This is a genomic window from Luteimonas galliterrae (genome assembly GCF_023374055.1).
Taxonomy (GTDB): domain Bacteria; phylum Pseudomonadota; class Gammaproteobacteria; order Xanthomonadales; family Xanthomonadaceae; genus Luteimonas_C; species Luteimonas_C galliterrae.
Genome location: NZ_JAMBEP010000001.1, coordinates 2,042,143 through 2,064,318, shown reverse-complemented (window position 1 = coordinate 2,064,318; position 22,176 = coordinate 2,042,143). Strand labels below are relative to the sequence as shown.

Here is a 22,176-nt window from a genome sequence, read left to right as displayed (position 1 = left end):
CGATCCCCCCTTTTTCAAAGGGGGAAGCAAAGCAAGATCGCTGCGCCGGCTATCATGGCGCCATGACCGATCGCATCCGTTTCCGCTGGGCCTGGTGGCTGCTGGCCTACGTGAGTCTCGGCGTGGGCATCGTCGGCATCTTCGTGCCGGGGTTGCCGACCACGGTGTTCGTGCTGGTCTCGGCCTGGGCTGCGGCGAAAGGCTCCGAGCGCCTGCATCGCTGGCTGCTTGCGCATCCGCGCTTCGGCCCGGCGATCCGGGATTGGCAGGCGCACGGCGCGGTATCGCGGCGCGCGAAATGGATGGCGACCGTCACGATGGCCGTATGCGCAGTCGTGTTGCTGCTGGTGATGCTGCGCTTCCCCGCGCACCGCTGGTGGATGACGGCGTTGCCGATCGCGTGCATGGCGATCGTGGCGATATGGCTATGGCGGCGGCCCGAACCGTAGGGTGGGCCCTGGTCCACCGTTGCGAAATTGCTTACGCGGCGTATGCGCGAACGAGCCCGGAAATTATTGACGCGGCCGGTTTGTCGAGTCGCGACGGCGGGCCAAGGCCCGCCCTACGCCTGGAATTCGGCGACGATCCGCGCGATGCCGTCCGGCGAAATATCGAACCCGATGTCTTGGCCCGGATTGACGACCAAGCCGTAACCGGGCGGCAGCCGGCGCAGGAAATCGCCGCCGTTCAACATCAGGCAATACGGCGCCATCGCCGCGAATTCGCCGAACCGGCTGCGGTCGGTGAAACAGGCCACCATCTGCACGCCTTCCTTGGGGAACAGCAAGGGCTGGAAACCGGCGCCGTCGGGCATCACTTCCTCGCCGCTGGGCACGGCGATTTCGGCTTCGATCAGCGCGGTGATCACGCGGCGGATGTCGGTGTCGCCCGTCTGCGCTTCCACCAGCGTCGCTTCAAACGGATTCATCGGCACGAAAGGCGCGGACATCGGTCATCCAATGCGTAAAACGTCACCCGCACCCTAGCGCAGGCCGGACGTCCGCGCAAACGGAAGAGCAAAAGAATTTTCGACACGGATAAAATCGGATAAAAGCAGATAAGGATTTTATTTTTATTCGCTTTGATCAGATTTTATCCGCGTCTAAAAAGCGGCTGCTTTCTCCACGAACCCGCTTCAGAACATCTTCAGCGGCATCCACGAGCCGTTCTCGCCCAACTGGAACAGCATCGAGCCGCGCGGGATCGGATCGCCGCCCGGCAGCACGAATTCGCGCGTCGGGTTCACCAGGAAGCCGCCCTTGTCGCCTTCGATCCGCACCGCGGTATGCCCGCCTTCGAGGAAGTGCGGCCAGCCGCCGGCATCGGCGGCGGTCGGCAGGCGGGTGCTCTTGCCGTCCAGCGGGAAGCTGATGCCGTAGATCACGCCGTCGCCGGCGGTGCCCTTGGCGACGTCGACATAGGCCAGGTCGGCCGAAGGCGCGCGTCCGGTGAAGCGCGAAGCGTCGGCGGCGTTGGCGATGGCGCCCGAATCCTCGATCGGCATGAAGAAGAACGCGCTGCCGTCGCGGCCGAGCGTGGCGTTGCCGGCGGTGTAGTACTTCAGGTTGCTGTTGCCGAAGAAGGCGACGCCGTATTCGCTGGGCTGCGCGGCCTTGGCGGTGAGCGCGGCGACATCGGTGGTGCTGCCCGCCGGCAACGCCAGTCGCGTCGGCGCGGCTTCGATGGCGCGAGGTGCGATGCTGGTCAGATGGCTCACGTCGTCGACATGGCTCAGCGCACCGGCCGCGCGTGCGCCCTTGGCCGCTGCGTTCACTTCGCCGGCGCCGATGAACATGCTGCCCACGTCCACCACCAGGCGTCCGCCGAACTTGGACCAGTCGCCATCGGCGGCGGCGGCCTGATAGCCCTGCGTCACGCCGTTCCACAAGCCTTCGGCCGTGCGCATATTGCCTTGCGGGTTCAGCGCCCAGCCGACCGGGCTGGTCAGGCTGCCGATGGCGATGCCGGTGTTGGCCACCGTCTGCACGCGCTCGAAATTGCGGTCGGCGTGGGTGGCCCATTCCAGCGGGTTGACCAGCTTGCTGGCGCCGTCGGCGAGCTGCACCACGCCCTTGCCCATGTCGTAGGTGGCGAGCAGGGCGCCTTCGGTGATGCCGATCTGGTTGGACACGTATTGGCCGACGCTGCGGCCGACCACGCCGCCATGTTCTTCGCCGAAGGCGACGATGTCCTGGCGGAAATCGTCGATGCCTTCCTCTGCGGATTGAACGGCGCCATCGATCTTTTCGCCGACCCAGTTCTTGGCCTCGTCAACATCGTCCAGCCGGTCGCCGACCCAGGTGCGGGCGTCGTTGGCGGCGTTGCCGATATCCGTGGCCCGATCGCCGGCCCACGACGTGACGCTGTTCCAGGCGCCGCTGATGCTGAATCCCATGGCAACCTCCCATTCGGGTCGGAGGGCGATGGCAAAAGGTTAGGTTTGCCGCCGGGCGCTGCCCAGCTAGGGCAAACCCTAAAAAACGGCGCCGCGCGGGCCCGGTTCAACGCCGCGTCGGCGGCCCGGGCGCTTCGTTCCGGCGTTGCGGGCCGCTACACTGCGCCGATGAAGACACGTTTGCTGCTTTTGTCGATCCTGGCGGCGCTGGCCCTGGCCGGTTGTGGCAACAAGGGTCCGCTGGTCCAGGCGCCGCCCGACCCGTCGGAAGAGGCGCCCGCCGACGACGGCACGCCGCCCGCCCACGACGAGTCAGAACCTGTCGATGCCGACGACACCGCGCCTGCACCGGAGAGCGAAACCGAACCGCCGGCCGACAATCCGGTCATCGAACCGGTGCCGCCCGCCGCCGGCACCGACGGCGCGTGAGCATGGATCGCGCCGCGCATCCGCGGGCGTCGGCACTGCGCTTCACCAAGATGCACGGCGCGGGCAACGATTTCGTCGTGCTCGACCTGCGCGACGGCATGCCGGCGCCTTCGGCCGACCTGTGTCGCGCCCTGGCCGATCGCCGTACCGGCGTGGGTTGCGATCAGATCCTGACCATCGAGCGGCCGCGCAGCGGGCAGGCGGTGGCGGCCTACCGCATCTGGAATTCCGACGGCTCGTCTTCGCAGCAATGCGGCAACGGCGCGCGCTGCGTGGCGGCATGGCTGGTGCGCGACGGTGCCGCAGGTAGCGGAGATTTCGCGCTCGACAGCCCGGCCGGCACGCATGCGGTGCAGCCGCTCGGTGGGCATCGCTATCGGATCGCGATGGGCGTGCCGGACTTCGCGCCGCAAGCCGTGCCGCTGGCCGGCTTCGATGCCGCGCAGGACGAGTATTCGGTCGACATCGACGGCGACGACGTGCGCTTCGGCGCGGTATCGATGGGCAACCCGCACGCGGTGCTGGAAGTGCTCGACGCCGCGACCGCGCCGGTGGCGACGCTGGGCCCGGCGTTGCAGCGCAGCGGTGCGTTGCCCCAGTCCGGCAACATCGGTTTCGCCGAAGTGGTGTCGCGCGATCGCATCCGCCTGCGCGTATTCGAGCGCGGCGTCGGCGAGACGCTGGCCTGCGGCAGCGGCGCCTGCGCGGCGGCGGCGGTGATGATGCGGCGCGGCCGCGTCGACCGCGAGGTCGCCGTGGTCCTGCCGGGCGGCGAATTGCGGATCGCCTGGCCGGACGACACGGCGCAGATCAGCATGGCCGGCCCGGCCGCATTCGTTTACGAAGGAGAATGGTTGCCATGACCGACAGCGGCGAACGCCTGGGTGCGCACGAAGTGGCCGTATGGCTGCGCCGTCACCCGAAATTCCTGCAGCAATTCCCCGACCTCGCCCTGAGCCTGCTGGTGCCGCGCGAGGACGGCCCGGCCGCATCGCTCGCCAGCTACCAGCTGGACGTGCTGCGCGACAAGAACCGCGAGTTGAACCGGCGTCTGCAGGACCTGTACGCCAACGCGCAGGAAAACGAGCGGCTGGCGGTACGTACCCACCAATTGACGCTGGCGATGATGCGCGAGCGCGATGCCGCCGGCACCGCGCGCGCGATGGCCGCATCGCTGGCCGAGGATTTCAACGGCGACCTGGTGCGGATCGTGCTGTTCGACGCGGTGCCCGGCATCGACGACGCCGATTGGCTGCAGATCATTCCGCAGAACGATGCGCAGCTGGCGTCGTTCCGCGATTGCCTGGAGGACGGCGAACCGCTGTGCGGCCGTTTGCAGCCGGAGAAGAATGCGGTGCTGTACGGCGTGCGCGCGCCGGAAGTGCAGTCCACCGCGCTCGTGCCGATGCCCGGCGTCGGCCTGCTCGCGGTCGGCAGCCACGAACCTAACCGGTTCTATCCCGGCATGGGCACGCTGTTCCTGCGGATGATGGGCGAGGCGCTGGCGACGGGGTTGGCGAGGTATGCGCGTTAGTTGCGCGACCTTCGTCGGCCGCATCCCTCATGGCCGTCATCCCGGCGAAGGCCGGGATCCAGTTTCGCCGACGAAAATCGCAATTCGCTGCGTCGCTTCATTCCCCTGGATCCCGGCCTTCGCCGGGATGACGGGGTAGTGGGATGACGGGCTCCCCTGCGATCGAAGACTTCCTCGCCCACCTGCAAGTCGAGCGCCGCATGTCCGCGCATACGCTCGACGCCTATCGCCGCGATCTGGCATCGCTGTCGCAATGGGCGGAGTCGCAAGGGCAGGGCGACGCGTCGAAACTTCAAGCGGACCAGTTGCGCGCCTTCGTCGCCAGCGAACACCGCCGCGGCCTGTCGCCGAAAAGCCTGCAGCGGCGTTTGTCGGCCTGCCGCAGCTTCTATCAGTGGCTGCTCAAGCACGGCCGCATCGCCGCCAGCCCGGTCGCGGCGATCAAGGCGCCGAAAGCGCCGCGCAAACTGCCGCAGGTGCTCGACCCGGACGAGGCGAAGGCTTTGGTCGAAGTGCCGACCGATGCGCCGCTGGGCCTGCGCGATCGCGCATTGCTCGAGCTGTTCTATTCGTCGGGCCTGCGCTTGAGTGAACTGTGCGGATTGCGCTGGCGCGACCTGGACATCGGCAACGGCCTGGTCACGGTGCTCGGCAAGGGCAGCAAGCAACGCAGCGTGCCGGTGGGGTCGCATGCGCGCGCGGCGTTGACGGACTGGAAGGCCGAGCAGAAACCGGCCGGGGATGCGCCGGTATTCCCCGGCCGCGGCGGCGCGGCGATCTCGCCGCGCGCGGTACAGATGCGGCTGCGCCTGCTCGCGCAGCGGCAGGGTCTGTTCAAGCGCGTGCATCCGCACTTGCTGCGCCATTCTTTCGCCAGCCATGTCCTGGAATCTTCCGGAGATTTGCGCGGCGTGCAGGAGCTGCTCGGCCATGCCGACATCGCCACCACGCAGATCTACACGCATCTGGATTTCCAGCACCTGGCCAAGGTCTACGACGCCGCGCACCCGCGCGCCAAGCGCAAGCCCGGCTCTTCGTAGGAGCGGCTTTAGCCGCGAGCTTTTGGCTGTCATCCCGAGCGCAGCGAGGGACCTGTTTGTAATCGCGTCGACGGCAGCAAAAACGGCAGGTCCCTCGCTGCGCTCGGGATGACGGCAAGATCAAAAGCTCGCGGCTAAAGCCGCTCCTACGAAAAGCATGGCTGCCCTTGTGCGCGGACGAGGCCACCCCCATCCATGGGATTCGACCCCGGAGCTCCTGATGGACCCCAGCCAGAATCCCAACGTTTTCCACGCAACCACCATCGTTTCCGTGCGCCGCAACGGCCGTGTCGCCGTCGCGGGCGACGGCCAGGTCACGCTCGGGCATACGGTGATGAAGGCCAACGCCCGCAAGGTGCGGCGCCTCGGCAAGGACGGGCAGGTGCTGGCCGGTTTCGCCGGCGCCGCAGCCGATGCGTTCACGCTTTTTGAATTATTCGAATCCAAACTCGAGAAACACGGCCAGCTGCAACGCGCCGCCGTCGAATTGGCCAAGGATTGGCGCACCGAACGCCGCCTGGGCAAACTCGAAGCGCTGCTCGCGGTCGCCGACAAGGAAACCTCGCTGATCATCAGCGGCACCGGCGATGTGATCGAGCCCGAAGACGGCCTGGTCGCGATCGGCTCCGGCGGGCCGTATGCGCTGTCCGCAGCGCGCGCCTTGCTGGCGCATACCGAGCTGGATGCCAAGCAGATCGCGACAGAGGCTTTGAACATCGCCGGCGACATCTGCATCTACACCAACCGCAACATCGTCGTCGAAGAGCTCTGACGCTCGCTTCTGTGGGAGCGGCTTCAGCCGCGATCTTTTGATGTCGGCTCGATCTTGAAAAGCTCGCGGCTGAAGCCGCTCCCACAAAATCATCCGCATCCAGCGAACAACAAATCCATGTCCAAGCCAGACAACAATTCCTCCACCATGACCCCGCGCGAAATCGTGCAGGAACTCGACCGCCACATCGTCGGCCAGCAGGCCGCCAAGCGCGCGGTCGCGATCGCGCTGCGCAATCGCTGGCGCCGCATGCAGTTGGGCGACGAGCTGCGCAACGAGGTCATGCCCAAGAACATCCTGATGATCGGCCCGACCGGCGTGGGCAAGACCGAGATCGCGCGACGCCTGGCCACGCTGGCCAACGCTCCCTTCGTTAAGGTCGAAGCTACGCGCTTCACCGAAGTCGGCTACGTCGGCAAGGATGTCGAGCAGATCATCCGCGACCTGGCCGACACCGCCGTCAAACTCTACCGCGAGCAGGCCAAGCAGCGCGTGCGCACCCAGGCGGAGGAGCGCGCCGAGGACCGCATTCTGGACGCATTGCTGCCGCGCCGCGCGCCGGGCGGCTTCGGCTTCAGCGCCGAAGAGGCCCGCAATGAGCCGTCCGCAGCCGACAGCGACACGCGCCTGAAGCTGCGCAAGCAATTGCGCGCCGGCGCGCTGGACGACCGCGAGATCGACATCGAAACCGCGGTCAATGTCGGCGTCGACATCATGGCGCCGCCCGGCATGGAAGAAATGGGCCAGCAGTTGCGGCAGATGTTCTCGCAGGTGGCCGGCAACAGGACCCACAAAAAGACGATGCCGATCAAAACCGCGCGTCCGCTGCTGATCGAAGAGGAGGCCGGCAAGCTGGTCAACGAAGACGAGATCCGCGAAGCGGCGATCGAGGCCTGCGAGCAGCACGGCATAGTCTTCATCGACGAGATCGACAAAGTCGCCAAGCGCAGCGAAGGCTACGGCGCGGACGTCAGCCGCGAAGGCGTGCAGCGCGACCTGCTGCCGCTGGTGGAAGGCTCCACCGTCAGCACCAAGTACGGCGCGGTCAAGACCGACCACATCCTGTTCATCGCCAGCGGCGCGTTCCATCTGGCCAAGCCTTCGGACCTGATTCCGGAGATGCAGGGCCGCTTCCCGATCCGGGTCGAACTCGGCGCGCTGGGCAAGGACGAATTCGTGCGCATCCTCACCGAACCCAAGGCCGCTTTGACCAAGCAGTACGTCGAGCTATTGAAGACCGAGGGCGTGTCGTTGAAATTCACCGACGATGCCGTCGAGCGCCTCGCCGAGATCGCCGCGCAGGTCAACGAGCGCCAGGAAAACATCGGCGCGCGGCGCCTTCATACCGTGCTCGAGCGCCTGCTCGACACCTTGAGCTTCGAAGCGCCCGATCGCGACGGTTCGTCCGTCGTCATCGACCGCGCCTATGTCGACGGGCACCTGGGCGAGTTGGTGCAGGATCCGGACCTGAGCCGCTACATCCTCTGATGCTTCCGTAGGCTGGGCTGATAAGCCCAGCCTACAAACGCTATTTGCACGCGAAACGATAGGCTTCTCGCAGATAAGGTCCGATCGTCTCCAGATCCGACGCGTCGCGCAGCTTGGCGACCTGCTGCACGCGTCCGCGTTCGTCCTGCACGGTCTTGAAGAAGATCGGGTCGTCGATGACCCGGTCCAGCTGCAGCGCGAGCCGCAGCGCATCCTTCATGAACACCACGTCGGCGAAGATGCGCGTGGTGCGGAACAGCGCGTAGCGATCCTTGGCGACCACTTCGATGTCGCCGTCGGCGCGCGCGGCGCGTTCGAGCTCCTCGTACAGCGCAACGAGCCACGGCGCCTTCCCCGCAAGCATCGCGGCCCGGTCGCCGGTGCCGCAACTATGCTTGGTGTTGGCGCGGTTGAAGATTCTCCCGCAATCGGGGCAGGTCCAGGCGGGCATGCGTACGCGGCTTGCATGGTTCGGGTCGAATATACGCCCGGCAAAGCCGATTTTCGGAAAAGCCAGCCGCGCGCAATGCGCGGCTGGCCAAGTACCGCTAGCGTCCTGGCATGCCGCGATTGGCGGCGGCCAAGGCGCCGACGCCGACGGCGACCGAGATCACGCCGACCAGCCAGGTCCAGACCCGGCCGCACTTGATGCACTCGATATCGATGATCCCGCCGGGCCCGAACAGGATGATGAGGCCGCCGACGATGATGATCCATGCCGCCGCTAGCTTGAACATATGCTCCTCCTTGGCGCGATGGGCCGGCTCCGCGGCCACCGCTCAGACTCCCCCTGCGTCCAAGGCCAACGTGGGCACCGCCCGGAGGCGGCCATCCTTTTTTGTGGGAGCGGCTTTAGCCGCGAGCTTTTGCAGGCGTAGCCATTTTTGAAGAGCTCGCGGCTAAAGCCGCTCCCACAAAATAAGAGGCGCATCAGTCCATCGGATAGAGCAGGGTGGCGATGAACGAGATCAGCCCCAGCACCAGCCATATCGCTACGCCGAAATGGTAGGTGGCAGCGCTGGGACCGCCCCAGGCGCCGAACAATGCCGCGCCGGTCACGCCGATCGCGACCACCGTCAGCAACCACGATGTCCACCAGGTGCTGCGCACCGTGGGAGGGGACCCCGCTTGCGCCAAGCGGCGGTTGCAGACGATCGCGGCGATCGCCACGACGGCGACTGCAAGCAGCCAGACGGCATGGGGGATGCGCCAATCGACGGCGCCGACGTCAGACAGCAGCGTGGGCAGCAGTGCGAGCGCGAATGTGCAGACGCCATGGCAGAGCGTCATCCAAAAGTTGTAGCGCACGCGCGGATGCCAACGGGCAATCGGGCGCCGGCGTAAGGAGGCGATCAGGCCGGTGAAGCCGGTCAGGGTGATCGCAATTTCGGCCAGACTGGACAGCGAGACGGTATCTTCGCCCATGGCGCGCGCTGAAAACGGCGCTGGGGAGGGCGCCGCTGCAGGATCGAACGCGTTCCGCGCCGCCGATCGGCCGCAATGCGATAATCGCCGCATGAGCGAACGCGAACAGGCCCCAGGCACCACCCATTTCGGCTTCCGCGAGGTGCCCACCGGAGACAAGCAGAAGCTGGTCGGGCAGGTGTTCTCGTCGGTGGCCGGCAACTACGATCTGATGAACGACCTGATGAGCGCGGGCATCCATCGGATCTGGAAGCGCTACTTCGTGGCCACCTGCCAGGTGAAGCGCGGCGATCGCGTGCTCGATCTGGCCGGCGGCACCGGCGACATCGCCGCGTTGCTGAAGGATCGCGTCGGCGATGGCGGGGAACTCGTCCTGGGCGACATCAACGGCGCGATGCTGCGCGTCGGCCGCGACCGCATGACCGACCGCGGCAACGTGCGTGGCTTCGAATACGTGCAGTGCAATGCGGAAACGCTGCCTTTCCCCGATGCCAGTTTCGATCTGGTCACCATCGCCTTCGGCCTGCGCAACGTCACCGACAAGGATGCGGCGCTGCGCGAGATGCTGCGCGTGCTGAAAGTGGGCGGGCAGGCGCGGGTGCTGGAGTTTTCGGCGGTGAAAGCGGAGTGGTTCAAGCCGCTCTACGACTTCCATTCGTTCCAGGTGCTGCCGCGGCTGGGCAAGTTGTTCGCCAGGGATGCCGACAGTTACCAATACTTGGCCGAATCGATCCGCCAGCATCCGCCGCAGGACGAGTTGAAAAGAATGATGGAGACGGCCGGTTTCGCACGCTGCGGCTACAAGAATCTCTCTGGCGGAATCGTCGCCATCCACACCGGCTACAGGGTCTAGCACCTGCTCTGTAGAGCGGCCTTGCCCGCTGCCCTTGCTCCGGCACTGTAGAGCGGAGCTTGCTCCGCTCCTCTTGCCTTTATGCCGTCCTGCTCTCATGCCGTCATCCCAGCGAACGCTGGGACCCATGTTGCTCTCGCCCTTGCCCTTAAGCCGTCATCCCGGCGAAGGCCGGGATCCAGGCCCGCGTCCTGGCAGCTTGCGCTGCGACTCGCGCCATGGACAAAAGCTTCCGGCTGCGCCGGGTCACTTTCTTTGCTGGCCCAAAGAAAGTAACCAAAGAAAGGGCCCGAAGCTTAAATGATGCGAAGCCTCTGAAAGTCCGCTAGCAACCTGGCTTTCGTCGTAGGTGACCTTCTTACGCAGGTACTAGATTTTGATTCGTTGCGTATGGGTGACGTGGCTTTTGCGGATTTGCGCGCTGAAAGCGTAGTCTTGGCTCGCGCTCGCGCTCGCGCTCGCGGCGTGGGCGTTCGTCTGCGCGTTATGGTCGCAAGCAGGTACCTTGGGCCCGGTAGGAAACGGCGGCCGCTCTTGGTTGCCGCCCTTCGGGTGTAGGTGGATTCATGGGTGCGCGCGGCGCCAGGTCCGCAAAACGTGACCGCTGCGGCACTGCCGCCCCGCGGCGAAGACGCTAAACTCGCGGTCCCCGTAGCCCCCGTAAGGCCGCCATGCGTCTGCCCCTTCTCGTATCCTGCCTCGCCGTGGCCCTCGTGGCCGGCTGTTCGCGCGAATCCGCGCAGCCCGCCCCTCCCGCCGCCGCGCCGCAGGCCGCCGCCGTGAAAACGATCGACGAACATTCCTATGCCGAGCCCGCCAAGGTCGCGACCAGCGACATCGCGCTGGAGCTCGCGCTCGATTTCGCCAGCAAGACCATCGCCGGCACGGCGACCTACACGCTGGACTGGAAGGATCCGGCCGCCCATCAGCTGGTGCTGGATACGCGCGACCTGACCATCGAAAAAGCCGAAGGCGAAAACGCGCCGGGGCAGTGGACGCCGCTCAAATTCGCCATGGCGCCGGCCGACAAGGTGCTCGGCAGCAAGCTCACCATCGAAGTGCCGGCGCGCAACGCGCGGGTGCGGGTGGCATACAAGACTTCGCCGGGCGCCTCCGGCCTGCAATGGCTCGAGCCGCCGATGACCGAAGGCAAGCAACAGCCCTTCATGTTCAGCCAGTCGCAGCAGATCCATGCGCGCTCGTGGGTGCCCTTGCAGGACACGCCGAGCGTGCGTTTCACCTACACCGCGCACGTCGTCGCGCCCGCGGATGCGATGGTGCTGATGAGCGCCGACAACGATCCGGCGGCGCCGCGCGACGGCGATTACACGTTCAAGATGCCGCAGAAGATCCCGTCGTATCTGCTGGCGATCGCCGCGGGCGACCTGGTGTTCAAGCCGCTCTCCGGACGCAGTGGCGTCTGGGCCGAGCCGGCGATGGTGGAGAAGGCCGCGGCCGAATTCGTCGACACCGAAAAAATGATCGAAACCGCCGAGAAGTTGTACGGTCCCTATCGCTGGGGCCGCTACGACATCCTGGTGCTGCCGCCTTCGTTCCCGTACGGCGGCATGGAAAATCCGCGCATGACCTTCGCCACGCCGACGGTGATCGTCGGCGACAAGTCGCTGGTGTCGCTGGTCGCGCATGAGTTGGCGCACAGCTGGTCTGGCAACTTGGTAACCTTCTCCAGCGCAAAAGACGCCTGGCTCAACGAAGGCGTGACCAGTTATGTGGAGAACCGCCTGGTCGAAGCGCTGTACGGCAAGGAACAGGCCGACATGGAGCGTGTGATCTCGCGCAACGAACTGAAGGCCGAGTTCAAGGATCTGGATCCCAAGTTGCAGGCGCTGGCGCTGAAGCCCGATGCGTTGCCCGATCCGGACGGCACCTCCAGTTCCACCGTTTACACCAAAGGCGCTTGGTTCCTGCAGTTCCTGGAAGAGCGTTTCGGCCGCGAGAACTTCGACGCGTTCCTGCGCGGCTATTTCGATCATTTCGCGTTCCAGAGCATTTCCACCGCGCAGTTCGCCGACTACGCCAAGAAAAACCTGCTCGACAAGTACCCTAACAAGGTGACGCAAGCCGAGTTCGACGCCTGGTTGTACGAACCGGGCGTTCCGGTCGGCGCGCCGCAGGCCCTGTCGCCGCGTTTCGGCGTGGTCGATTCGGCGCGGCTGGCTTGGCTGGGCAGCGCGCAGTTGCCGCCGCCGGTGATCACGTCGGCCTGGACCACGCAGGAATGGGTGCACTTCATCGAAGCCATGCCCGAAACGCTCATGCACGATCAAGTGGCGCAGTTGGATGCGGCCTACAAGTTCACCGGCACGCCCAACGGCGAGATCGCGCAACGCTGGTATCCGCTCACGGTGCGCAGCGGTTATCCGGAAGCGCGCCCGGCGATCGCCGAATTCCTGCAGCGCATCGGCCGCCGCAAGCTGATCATGCCCACGTACGAGGCGCTATCGAAAACGCCCGACGGGCTGGCCTTCGCCCAGGAAGTGTTCGCCAAGGCCAAGCCGGGCTACCACCCGATCACTACCGGATCGGTGGAAGCGCTGTTGTCCAAAGCCAAGCCGGTCGCGACCTTGACGCCGGCGCCGGCTCCGACGGAAGCGCCGCCGGCGCAATAAGCGGCATGCGCGTGCATCGTTATCGCAGCGTGCCCTCTTCCCGCAAAACGGAAGAGGGCCGGTTGCGCGCGGCCGGGCGCGGGGAAGCTGGTTAGGCATGCGCGCCGGCCGCATCGCACGCGGGCTGCTGGCGGCGCTGATCGCCGTCGTGGCGATGCTTGCGTTGGCCGTCATCGCCGTCTGGCGCGATCCGTACATGATCGTGCGCGCCGAGTATGCGCGCCAGCGCATCGCCGCCGGCCTGTCGCTGCATGCGGTCGAAGCGGCCGGTTACCGTTGGACCTATGTCGAACGCGACGCGGATCGCGCCGATGCGCCGACGTTGGTCATGCTGCACGGCTACACCGGCAGCAAGGAGAACTGGTATCGCCTGGTGCAGCGGCTGGATCGCCGTTACCGCATCGTCGTTCCCGATCTGCCCGGCTGGGGGCAGAGCGAGCGCAAGCCCGGCGCCGATTACGGTTATGCGGCGCAGGCCGCCAACGTGGCCGCTTTCATCGACGTCGTCAGCGAGCGTCCGGTGGTGCTGGTCGGGCACTCGATGGGCGGCGGCATCGCTGCGGTGACCGCGGCGCGCTATCCGGACGACGTGTCGCGCGTGGCGTTGCTCGACGCGTCGGGCGTACGCTTCAAGGACAATCGATTCGGCATCGATGTGCTGGCCGGCAAGAATCCGTTCGGCGTCGTCGACGCCGCCAGCCTGGAGCATTATCTGGGCATCCTGTTCCACGACCGCGCTGCGCGGCCGGCGATCCCGTGGCCCGCGTCCAAGGCCGTCATCGATTTCCGGCGCGGCGAAGGCGCCTTCGAGCAGTCGGTGCTCGACAGCGTCGGGCGCGGTCCGGACCGCTTCCTGCCGTACGAGGCGGCCGTCGACATCAAGCAGCCGGCCTTGTTGCTATGGTGCCGGCAGGACCAAGTGATCGACGCCAGCGCCCTGGACATTTTCGGCGCGCGGATGCCGCAGGCGCGCCGCGTGCTGCTCGACGGCTGCGGCCACATGTCGCTGATGGAACAACCCGCCGCGGTCGCGCAGGCGATCCGGGCATTGATCGAAAAAGGCAAACCACGATGAACAAGTACGCCGTTCTGCTGACCACCTGCTTGGCGCTCGCCGCGTGCAAGGGCGAAGATCCGAAAGCGGTCGCTGCCGCGCAACTGGCCGCGAAGGAACAGGCCGCCGCGCCGATCCTGCAGCAATACGAAGCCGCCGTCGCCGAACACAAATGGGAGCAGGCGCGCGCACAGGCCGATCTGCTGCAGTGGCAATACGCCGGCACGCAGGCTGCGGCCAAGGCCCAGCAGGGCTACGAAGAAGTGAAGGCCAAGGCCGAAGAGGCGCGCGAAGACCGTCGCCTGGTGGGGTTGTGGAGCTACGACAACGTCGCCGTGGGCGGCAAAGGCACGCAGAAGACGGCTTCGATCTACGCCAAGGAACGCGTCGACGTCGACGGCAGCGGCACCAAGCCGGTGCGGTTGATCTTCCGCGATCATCCCGAATGGGGCCGCAGCGCGTATCTGGTGCTGCAGGCCGGCGATTTCCGCTGTCCTGGCGGTTGCAAGGTGCAGGTCAAGGCCGACGATGCCGCCGCCAAGCCGATGGCCGCCACGCGGCCCAAGACCGACGAGGCGATCGCGATGTTCATCGAAGACGAACGCGCGTTGTGGCGCCTGGCGCGCAAGTCCAAAACGATCGCGATCGAATTCCCGGTGAAGGCGGGCAATACGCGCACTGCGGTGTTCGAAGTCGGCGGCCTGGACGGCGCGAATCTTCCCGGTTGGGATTGATCGAACGCTGCGGGCGTTTTTGCTTTTGTAGAGCGGAGCTTGCTCCGCTGCACTTGCTCTTTGTGGGAGCGGCTTCAGCCGCGAGCTTTTGCTATTGAGTCATCGTGACCGATAAAAGCTCGCGGCTGAAGCCGCTCCACAAAAGCCGCGTTCACGCAGCTTTATTGCGACGGGAGTAAGCTCGCCGCGTGCGCTGACAACGCACGGGCGGCGCGACGCGGGATGCGCGCGCCAAACACCTCTGCGGCGCCGCCGCTTCGGACGGCAGGCGGCGCGACGGAGACCGCCATGCTCTCCCCACGCCTGCATCACTTCCTGGACGAGCGCCACGCGCCCTACGCGACGCTCACGCACCACCGCACCGTCACTGCGCACGACACCGCTTCCGCTACGCACGTCGGCGAGCAACTGTTCGCCAAGACCGTGATGCTGAAGATCGACGGCGACATGGCGATGATGGTGATGCCGGCCGCTTACCGCGTCGATCTGACGCGGCTGTCGCGCGCGCTCGGCGGCAGCGAAGTCGAGATCGCCCAGGAATCCGAATTCAAGAGCGCATTCCCCGATTGCGAGCTGGGCGCGATGCCGCCGTTCGGCAACCTCTACGGCATGCCGGTCTACGTCGACGCGCGCCTGTCCGGGCATCCGGAAATCGTGTTCAACGCCGGTACCCATACCGATGCGGTGCGCATGCCGTACGCGGAATTCGAGCGTCTGGTCGAGCCGCAGACGCTATGGATGGCGCATGTGATGTAAGTGTCCGGCTTTCCGGCTGCCGGCTCTTCGTAAGAGCGGCTTCAGCCGCGAGCATTCTGATATCCGAAGTCGATCAAAAGCTCGCGGCCGAAGCCGCTCTTACAAAAGCGAAAGCTACAGCGCGTAGCCGAACTGCTGCCGGAACTGCTCGGCGAACTCGTCGTAATCGAAGCGCTGGTTCTGCGTGCCGGGGTGCTCGACCTTCAGCGCGCCCATCAGGTTGCCGATGCGGCCGATGGTCAGCCAGTCGTAGCCCTTCTCGATGCCGAAGATCAGGCCGGCGCGGAACGCGTCGCCGCAGCCGGTCGGGTCGGTGACGCGGCGTTCGTGCGCCGGCGGCACGTTGTGTTTCTTGCCGTCGGCATGGATCTCGCAACCCTGCGGACCGCGGGTGACGATGTAAGCCTTCACCTTGCCGGCGATGTCCTTCTCGCCCCAGCCGGTGCGTTCCTGCAACAGGTTGGATTCGTAGTCGTTGACGGTGACGTAGTCGGCCTGTTCGATGAAGTGGCGCAGTTCCTCGCCGTTGAACAGCGGCATCGCCTGGCCCGGGTCGAAGATGAAGGGAATGCCGGTCTCGGCGAATTCCTTGGCGTTCTGCAGCATGCCCTCGCGGCCGTCGGGGCTGACGATGCCGAAGGTGACGCCGGACACGTCGCGCACGTGGTTCTCGTACGACCGCATCATCGCGCCGGGATGGAAGGCGGTGATCTGGTTGTTGTCCAGGTCGGTGGTGATGAAGGCCTGCGGGGTGAACAGCTCTTCGATCACCTTGACCTGGTCAAGGCGGATCTCCAGCTCCGCGAACCATTCGCGGTAGGGCCCGAAATCCTGGCCCACGGTGGCCATCGGCACCGGCTCGCCGCCGAGCAGCTTGAGGTTGTAGGCGATATTGCCCGCGCAACCGCCGAACTCGCGGCGCATCCGGGGCACCAGGAACGATACGTTCAGGATGTGCACCTTGTCGGGCAGGATGTGGTTCTTGAACTGGTCGGGGAACACCATGATGGTGTCGTAGGCCAGGGAACCGCAGATCAGCGCAGACATCGGCAATCGCTCGTGGGCTTCGGAAGGCCGGCTAGGGTAGCGGGCGGGGCCGGGCGAGGCCAGCGGTAAGCCGATTTTCGTGCCCAGGGCCTCGTGCTCGGGGTCCCGGCGGCGGGCGCGGGGCGAACGCTCCGGCGCCCGGATTTCCAGCGGTTTCCCGCTGACGCCGCCCCAACACCGGCAAGCGCTTTTTGTTAGTCTAGCCGGCCTGCTCACACGCCCCTCACGACGGATTTTCGCCCCCGATGTTCAAGATGTTCCGCGGTTTGTTCTCCAATGACCTGTCCATCGATTTGGGCACGGCCAATACCCTGATCTTCGTTCGCGGCCAAGGCATCGTGCTCAACGAGCCGTCCGTGGTGGCGGTGCGGCAGGACCGCACGGTGGGCGGCAACCGCACGGTCGCGGCGGTCGGCATGGAAGCCAAGCAGATGCTGGGCCGCACCCCCGGCCACATCACCACCATCCGGCCGATGAAGGACGGCGTCATCGCCGACTTCACCTACACCGAGGAAATGCTCAAGCACTTCATCCGCAAGGTGCACAAGTCGCGCTTCCTGCGGCCCAGCCCGCGGGTGCTGATCTGCGTGCCCTGCGGCTCGACCCAGGTCGAGCAGCGCGCGATCAAGGAATCGGCGCTGGAAGCCGGCGCCCGCGACGTCTCCCTGATCGAAGAACCCATGGCCGCGGCGATCGGCGCCGGCATGCCGGTCACCGAGGCGCGCGGCTCGATGGTGGTGGACATCGGCGGCGGCACCTCGGAAGTGGCCGTGATCGCGCTCAACGGCATCGTCTACTCGCAGTCGGTGCGCATCGGCGGCGACCGCTTCGACGAGGCCATCATCAATTACGTGCGCCGCAACCACGGCACCCTGATCGGCGAGACCACCGCCGAGCGGATCAAGCTGGAGATCGGCTGCGCCTACCAGCAGCCGGAAGTGCGTGAAATGGAAGTCTCCGGCCGCAACCTCGCCGAAGGCGTGCCGCGGATGATCGTGATCAACTCCAACGAAGTGCTGGAAGCGCTGCGCGAACCGCTGGCCGGCATCGTGATGGCGATCAAGCAGGCGCTGGAGCAGACCCCGCCCGAGCTATGCGCCGACGTCGCCGAGCGCGGCATCGTGCTGACCGGCGGCGGCGCGCTGCTGCGCGACCTGGACCGCCTGATCAGCGAGGAAACCGGCCTGCACGTGCAGGTGGCGGACGATCCGCTGACCTGCGTGGCCCGCGGCGGCGGCCGGGCGCTGGAGCTGCTGGACATGCACGGCAACGAGTTCTTCGCCGGGGAATGATGCGGGATCTTTGTGGGAGCGGCTTCAGCCGCGAGCTCTTCCCACACGCCATCGCCATCGTGAAGAGCTCGCGGCTGAAGCCGCTCCCACAAAAAAAGCGCCGGCTTTCCACAAAGTCGGCGCCGATAAGAAATGGTCTAGGCTGATACCGGATTTCGCGCACCACATCGCTATTTCGCCGCTCGCATGAGCGGAATTTCGCCTTCAACGGCATACTCTTCGCTTATCGCACTGCCGACCTGCCGCCCACGTGCCTTCCTACGCCGGTCCCGCTCCCGCCCGTTCTGCCGATATCGCCGGCACGCTGCGGTTGCTGGCGTACTTGGCGCTGGGCGTGGCGCTGATCGTGCTGGACCACCGCGGCGGCTGGCTGCGGCAGATCCGCGGCAAGGCCGAGCTCATCACCCAGCCCTTGTGGTGGGTGGCCGGGTTGCCGGGACGGATCGGCAACAGCGTCCACGACGATGCCGCGACACGTTCGCGCCTGGCCGACGACAACCGCCTGCTGCGCAATGCCCTGCTGGTCAGCGGCGCGCGGCTGGCGCGGCTGCAGGCCGCGGCCGACGAGAATGCGCGCCTGCGCGGCATGCTCGGCGCCGCCCAGCGCGGGCAATTGGACGTGCAACTGGCGCCGATCCTCAATATCGACCTGGATCCGACCCGGCAGCGGCTGGTGCTCGGCGCCGGCAGCAATACGGGCGTGCGCCTGGGCCAGGTAGTGATCGATGCCGGCGGTGTGCTCGGCCAGATCATCGACGTCAAGCCGCTGACCGCGACCGTGCTGCTGCTCACCGACCCCGACCACGCCCTGCCGGCCACGGTGGCGCGCAACGGCGTGCGCCTGGTGGTCTACGGCCGTGGCGGTCGGCTGGAACTGGCCAATATTCCGCTATCCAGCGATGTCAAAGTCGGCGACAGCGTGGTCACGTCGGGGCTGGGCGGGCGTTTTCCGGCCGGCTTCCCGATCGGCACCATCGTCGCGCTGCGCCCCGACGATAGCCGCGCCTTCCTGCTCGGCGACCTGAAGCCGGCCGCGCAGCTGGATCGCGGGCGCGAGGTGTTGTTGTTGCGCGTCAGCACGTCGTCCGCATCGCCGGCGGCGCCGATGCAGAACACGGTGCAGACGCCATCGGGCGGGGAATCGCGATGAGCCGCTGGCGCCACAACTGGGTCATGCCGATCAGCGTGCTGGTCGCGCTGCTGCTGGGCCTGCTGCCCTTGCCCGACTCGCTGGCGCCGTTCCGCCCCTATTGGCTGGCGCTGGTGGTGGCGTATTGGGTCATCGAGAAGCCCGACAGCGCCGGCCTGGGCTTCGCCTTCGTCTGCGGCCTGCTCGCCGACCTGGCGATCGGCGGCGTGCTCGGCGAACAGGCGCTGCGGCTGACGGTGATGGCCTTCATCCTGGATCGGTTCCGCGCGCGGCTGCGCTTCTTTCCGCTGTCGCAGCAGTCGCTGGCGATCGGCGTGCTGCTGCTCAACGACCGCATCGTCAGCGCGGCGATCCATCTTGCATTGGGCGAACCGCAACTGCCCGGCCTGTTCTGGTGGGCGCCAGTGCTGAGCGCGTTGCTGTGGGCGCCGCTGTATCTGCTGTTCGATGCGATCAGGCTCGGCCGGCGGGCGCGCTGATGCGATTGCGTCCGCCGCGCCGGCATCTGAAGAACCTGGTCGCCGAGGCCGACCAGTTCCGCCGCCGCGCGCTGTTCGGTTTCGCCGTCGTGCTGGTCGCACTGGGCGGGCTGGCGGCCTGGTATTTCAAGTTGCAGGTGATCGAAGGCGAGGAATACGCGCAGCGGGCCGAGGCCAACCGCATCAAGCCGCGGCCGATCGTGCCGGGGCGGGGCCTGATCTACGACCGCAAGGGCCGCATCCTGGCCGACAACGTGCCCGCGTTCCGCCTGGACGTGGTGCCGGACAAGGCCGGCGATCCCAAAAAGCTGGTCGCCGAGCTCGGCAAGATCATCGCGTTGTCGCCCGAAGACATCGCCGCGTTCGAGAAGACGCGCAAGGCCACGCGTAGCTTCCGCCCGGTCACGCTCAAGCTGCGGATCAGCGACGACGAAGCCGCGCGCTTCGCGGTGGACCGCTGGCGCTTCCCGGGCGTGGAGCTGGTGCCGTATCTCAACCGGCGCTATCCGTACGGCCCGCTGCTGGCGCACGTGATCGGCTACGTGTCGCGCATCGACGAGAAGGATCTCGAGACGATGGGCGAAACCAACGCCGCCTACACGCACATCGGCAAGACCGGCATCGAGCGCTATTACGAGGAAGTGCTGCGCGGGCGGATCGGTTTCGAGCGCGTCGAAACCAATGTCGAAGGCCGCGCGATGCGCCAGATGGGCGTGCAGCCGGCCACGCCCGGCGCCGACCTGCGGCTGAGCATCGACCTGGACCTGCAGCAGGCCATGGTCGCCGCGTTCGGCGACCTGGACGGCTCGGCGGTGGCGATCGATCCGCGCACCGGCGAAATCCTGGCGATGGTCAGCCTGCCGGGCTACGACCCCAACCTGTTCGTCAACGGCATTTCGCATGCCGATTACAAATCGCTGATCGAAAATCCGTCGCGGCCGCTGTTCAACCGCAATGTGCTCGGCGGCGGCCCGCCCGGTTCGACGGTGAAGCCGCTGATCGGCTTGGCCGGCCTGGAAAGCGGGCTGCGCACGCCTGAATTCAAAGTGTTTTCGACGGGTGAGTTCCATATTCCGGGCCAGCGCGGCCGCGGCTGGCGCGATGCGCACGGCGGCGCGGGTTGGACCGACTTGCGCAAGTCGATCGCCGCGTCGGTGAATTTCTACTACTACAAGCTCGCCTACGACATGGGCATCGAGCGCTTCGATAGCTATATGCGCCAGTACGGGTTCGGTGCGCCCACCGGCATCGACCTGGTCGGCGAGCGCGCCGGCGCGGTGCCTTCTCCACAGAACAAGGCGACCTACAGCAAGGAGCCGTGGTACCCGGGCGAAACCGTCAACGCCGGCATCGGCCAGGGTTCTTGGGTCGCCACCACGCTGCAATTGGTGCGCGGCACTGCGGCGATCGCCGATGGCGGCCTGTTGCGCCGTCCGCACCTGGTCGCCGCGCGCCGCGACGGCTACCAATCGCCCTGGCTGCCGCTGGCGCAACCCGAGCCGGTGCGCATCTCCGACAATCCGGCGAACGTGCGTGCGGTGCAGGAAGGCATGATGGGCACGATGATGCCCGGCGGCACCGGTGCGGCCATGGCGCGCGGCGCGTCGTATGCGATGGCGGGCAAGACCGGCACCGCGCAGAAGATCAGCCGCAAGGGCAACGTCAGTTTCAATCCGCACCTGTTGCCTTATCACTTGCGGCACCAGGCGCTGTTCGTCGGTTATGCGCCGGCCGAGAATCCGACGATCGCCGTGGCGGTGTCGGTGGAGCACGGCGGTTACGGCGGCACGACCGCGGCGCCGATCGCCCGCAAGATCTTCGACGCGTGGCTGCTGGGCAAGATGCCCGAGCCGGATCCGGACGCGATCCCCGTCGCGCCGCCGGTGGTGACCGCGGTGACGGCTGCGCATGCCGTGGCGGAACCGGCGCGATGAACGCGATTCTGCGCTGGCTGAGCGACCTGGTCGCGCGCATCGTGCGCACGCTGGACTGGCCGTTGTGCCTGGCGCTGCTGGCGCTAATGGTGATCAGCCTGATGGTGCAGTACAGCGCCGGCAACGGCAGCTTGCGGCCGGTGTTCGCGCAGGGCGCGCGCTTCATGGTCGGCGGCGCGGCGATGTGGGCGCTGTCGCGGTTGCCGGCGATGCGCCTGCGCACCTGGACGCCGGCGATCTTCGCCTTGTCGATGTTGCCGCTGGTCGCGGTGCTGTTCATCGGCACCGGCAAGCACGGCCACCACTGGATCGACCTGAAGGTCTTCTATTTCCAGCCTTCGGAACTGCTCAAACTGAGCCTGCCGATGATGCTGGCCTGGTACCTGCATCGCGAGCCGCTGCCGCCGCGCGTGCATGTGGTGCTGATCGCGGGCGCCATGATCGCGCTGCCGACCGGATTGATCCTGCTGCAGCCGGATTTCGGCACCGGCATGCTGGTGGCGGTGAGCGGCGTGTTCGTGCTGTTCCTGGCCGGCCTGTCGTGGTGGTGGATCGGCGCGGCCGCCGCCGGCGTGGCCGCGGCGGCGCCCGCGGCGTGGTTCTGGTGGCTCAAGCCATACCAGAAGGATCGCATCCTGACTTTCCTGAACCCCGAATCCGATCCGCTCGGCACCGGCTGGAACATCATCCAGTCCAAGATCGCGGTCGGCTCGGGCGGCTGGATCGGCAAGGGCTGGGGGCAGGGTTCGCAATCGCGGCTGGATTACCTGCCCGAGCACACCACGGATTTCATCTTCGCGGTCTTGAGCGAGGAATTCGGCTGGGTCGGCGTGGCGGTGGTGCTGTCGCTGTATCTGTTCGTGATCGGACGCTGCCTGTGGATCGCGGCGCAGGCGCGCGACACCTATTCGCGCGTGCTGGCCGGCGCATTGGGGTTGGCGATGTTCGTGTACGTGATCGTCAACGGCGGCATGGTCTCGGGCCTGTTGCCGGTGGTCGGCGTGCCGATGCCGCTGCTGAGCTATGGCGGCACCTCGGCGGTATCTCTGCTGGCCGGCCTGGGCGTGGTGATGGCGGTGCGGGCGCATAAGCCCATGCACGTGCGCTAGCTCTTGTAGGAGCGGCTTCAGCCGCGAGCTGTTGATCTTGTTGAGGACAGCTTCA

22 protein-coding genes and 1 pseudogene are annotated in these 22,176 nt (G+C 66.5%); 17 read left to right on the top strand and 6 right to left on the bottom strand.

Translation table 11 applies throughout. The annotated features are described in order from the left end of the window. The first annotated feature begins 62 nt into the window (after positions 1 to 62). Entirely contained in the window at positions 63 to 449 is a 387-nt protein-coding gene (locus tag M2650_RS09585; protein ID WP_249473694.1) for a YbaN family protein, read from the top strand. A 113-nt stretch (positions 450 to 562) separates the two neighbouring features. Here the strand turns inward: M2650_RS09585 and M2650_RS09580 are convergent, their stop codons facing one another. Then, positions 563 to 949, bottom strand: a complete 387-nt coding sequence (locus tag M2650_RS09580) for an SseB family protein (protein WP_249473691.1) — start codon at positions 947 to 949, stop codon at positions 563 to 565. A 186-nt stretch (positions 950 to 1,135) separates the two neighbouring features. Next, entirely contained in the window at positions 1,136 to 2,395 is a 1,260-nt protein-coding gene (locus M2650_RS09575) for a hypothetical protein (protein ID WP_249473690.1), read from the bottom strand. 168 nt (positions 2,396 to 2,563) lie between these two features. Here M2650_RS09575 and lptM point away from each other — a divergent pair, with 168 nt between their 5' ends. The 6 genes from lptM (at position 2,564) to hslU (ending at position 7,658) form a co-directional block, all read left to right on the top strand. After that, on the top strand, positions 2,564 to 2,824 hold the full coding sequence (gene lptM, locus M2650_RS09570) for an LPS translocon maturation chaperone LptM (protein WP_249473688.1): 261 nt from the start codon (positions 2,564 to 2,566) through the stop codon (positions 2,822 to 2,824). Positions 2,825 to 2,826: 2 nt separating this feature from the next. After that, a complete protein-coding gene (gene dapF / locus M2650_RS09565; protein WP_249473686.1) occupies positions 2,827 to 3,687 on the top strand; it encodes a diaminopimelate epimerase in 861 nt (286 codons plus the stop codon). After that, positions 3,684 to 4,358, top strand: coding sequence for a DUF484 family protein (locus M2650_RS09560; RefSeq protein ID WP_249473683.1), 675 nt, complete (start codon positions 3,684 to 3,686; stop codon positions 4,356 to 4,358). The genes dapF and M2650_RS09560 overlap by 4 nt, the downstream gene beginning before the upstream one ends. A 143-nt stretch (positions 4,359 to 4,501) precedes the next feature. Then, positions 4,502 to 5,398 (top strand): tyrosine recombinase XerC, encoded by an 897-nt coding sequence (xerC, locus tag M2650_RS09555; RefSeq protein ID WP_249473680.1) that lies wholly within the window; start codon positions 4,502 to 4,504, stop codon positions 5,396 to 5,398. Positions 5,399 to 5,618: 220 nt separating this feature from the next. Next, positions 5,619 to 6,170 carry an ATP-dependent protease subunit HslV gene (gene hslV / locus M2650_RS09550; protein ID WP_249473677.1) on the top strand — a complete coding sequence of 184 codons (552 nt, stop codon included), beginning with the start codon at positions 5,619 to 5,621 and terminating at the stop codon, positions 6,168 to 6,170. Positions 6,171 to 6,287: 117 nt separating this feature from the next. After that, positions 6,288 to 7,658, top strand: coding sequence for an ATP-dependent protease ATPase subunit HslU (gene hslU / locus M2650_RS09545; protein ID WP_249473674.1), 1,371 nt, complete (start codon positions 6,288 to 6,290; stop codon positions 7,656 to 7,658). Between the two features lie 40 nt (positions 7,659 to 7,698). Here hslU and M2650_RS09540 read toward each other — a convergent pair whose 3' ends face one another. From M2650_RS09540 to M2650_RS09530, 3 genes are all read right to left on the bottom strand, one after another. Continuing rightward, positions 7,699 to 8,109, bottom strand: coding sequence for a DUF5655 domain-containing protein (locus M2650_RS09540; RefSeq protein ID WP_249473673.1), 411 nt, complete (start codon positions 8,107 to 8,109; stop codon positions 7,699 to 7,701). Between the two features lie 97 nt (positions 8,110 to 8,206). Then, on the bottom strand, positions 8,207 to 8,395 hold the full coding sequence (locus tag M2650_RS09535; RefSeq protein ID WP_249473670.1) for a hypothetical protein: 189 nt from the start codon (positions 8,393 to 8,395) through the stop codon (positions 8,207 to 8,209). A 193-nt stretch (positions 8,396 to 8,588) separates the two neighbouring features. Further along, complete coding sequence (locus tag M2650_RS09530; RefSeq protein WP_249473667.1) at positions 8,589 to 9,083, bottom strand: hypothetical protein; 495 nt, start codon at positions 9,081 to 9,083, stop codon at positions 8,589 to 8,591. 91 nt (positions 9,084 to 9,174) lie between these two features. On the opposite strand from M2650_RS09530, the gene ubiE reads away from it, so the two are divergent. From ubiE to M2650_RS09505, 5 genes are all read left to right on the top strand, one after another. Further along, on the top strand, positions 9,175 to 9,936 hold the full coding sequence (gene ubiE, locus M2650_RS09525) for a bifunctional demethylmenaquinone methyltransferase/2-methoxy-6-polyprenyl-1,4-benzoquinol methylase UbiE (protein WP_249473665.1): 762 nt from the start codon (positions 9,175 to 9,177) through the stop codon (positions 9,934 to 9,936). A gap of 671 nt (positions 9,937 to 10,607) precedes the next feature. Next, on the top strand, positions 10,608 to 12,566 hold the full coding sequence (locus M2650_RS09520) for a M1 family metallopeptidase (RefSeq protein ID WP_249473662.1): 1,959 nt from the start codon (positions 10,608 to 10,610) through the stop codon (positions 12,564 to 12,566). Positions 12,567 to 12,663: 97 nt separating this feature from the next. Further along, entirely contained in the window at positions 12,664 to 13,641 is a 978-nt protein-coding gene (locus M2650_RS09515) for an alpha/beta fold hydrolase (protein ID WP_249473660.1), read from the top strand. Then, the gene (locus M2650_RS09510; protein WP_249473658.1) at positions 13,638 to 14,354 is read left to right on the top strand and encodes a hypothetical protein; all 717 of its coding nucleotides are present in this window, start codon (positions 13,638 to 13,640) and stop codon (positions 14,352 to 14,354) included. The genes M2650_RS09515 and M2650_RS09510 overlap by 4 nt, the downstream gene beginning before the upstream one ends. A 288-nt stretch (positions 14,355 to 14,642) precedes the next feature. Beyond that, positions 14,643 to 15,110, top strand: coding sequence for an aminoacyl-tRNA deacylase (locus tag M2650_RS09505; protein WP_249473656.1), 468 nt, complete (start codon positions 14,643 to 14,645; stop codon positions 15,108 to 15,110). Between the two features lie 114 nt (positions 15,111 to 15,224). Here the strand turns inward: M2650_RS09505 and M2650_RS09500 are convergent, their stop codons facing one another. After that, on the bottom strand, positions 15,225 to 16,157 hold the full coding sequence (locus M2650_RS09500) for a carbohydrate kinase family protein (protein ID WP_249473653.1): 933 nt from the start codon (positions 16,155 to 16,157) through the stop codon (positions 15,225 to 15,227). A 245-nt stretch (positions 16,158 to 16,402) separates the two neighbouring features. Here M2650_RS09500 and M2650_RS09495 point away from each other — a divergent pair, with 245 nt between their 5' ends. The 5 genes and pseudogenes from M2650_RS09495 (at position 16,403) to rodA (ending at position 22,121) form a co-directional block, all read left to right on the top strand. Next, positions 16,403 to 17,449 carry a rod shape-determining protein gene (locus M2650_RS09495; RefSeq protein ID WP_249473651.1) on the top strand — a complete coding sequence of 349 codons (1,047 nt, stop codon included), beginning with the start codon at positions 16,403 to 16,405 and terminating at the stop codon, positions 17,447 to 17,449. Between the two features lie 250 nt (positions 17,450 to 17,699). After that, positions 17,700 to 18,593 (top strand): annotated as a pseudogene (mreC, locus tag M2650_RS09490) (rod shape-determining protein MreC); the annotation flags it as partial. A 2-nt stretch (positions 18,594 to 18,595) separates the two neighbouring features. Beyond that, on the top strand, positions 18,596 to 19,078 hold the full coding sequence (gene mreD, locus M2650_RS09485) for a rod shape-determining protein MreD (protein ID WP_249473648.1): 483 nt from the start codon (positions 18,596 to 18,598) through the stop codon (positions 19,076 to 19,078). Continuing rightward, positions 19,078 to 21,012, top strand: a complete 1,935-nt coding sequence (gene mrdA / locus M2650_RS09480; protein ID WP_425602517.1) for a penicillin-binding protein 2 — start codon at positions 19,078 to 19,080, stop codon at positions 21,010 to 21,012. The genes mreD and mrdA overlap by 1 nt, the downstream gene beginning before the upstream one ends. Next, entirely contained in the window at positions 21,009 to 22,121 is a 1,113-nt protein-coding gene (gene rodA / locus M2650_RS09475; protein WP_249473646.1) for a rod shape-determining protein RodA, read from the top strand. The genes mrdA and rodA overlap by 4 nt, the downstream gene beginning before the upstream one ends. Positions 22,122 to 22,176 lie beyond the last annotated feature (55 nt).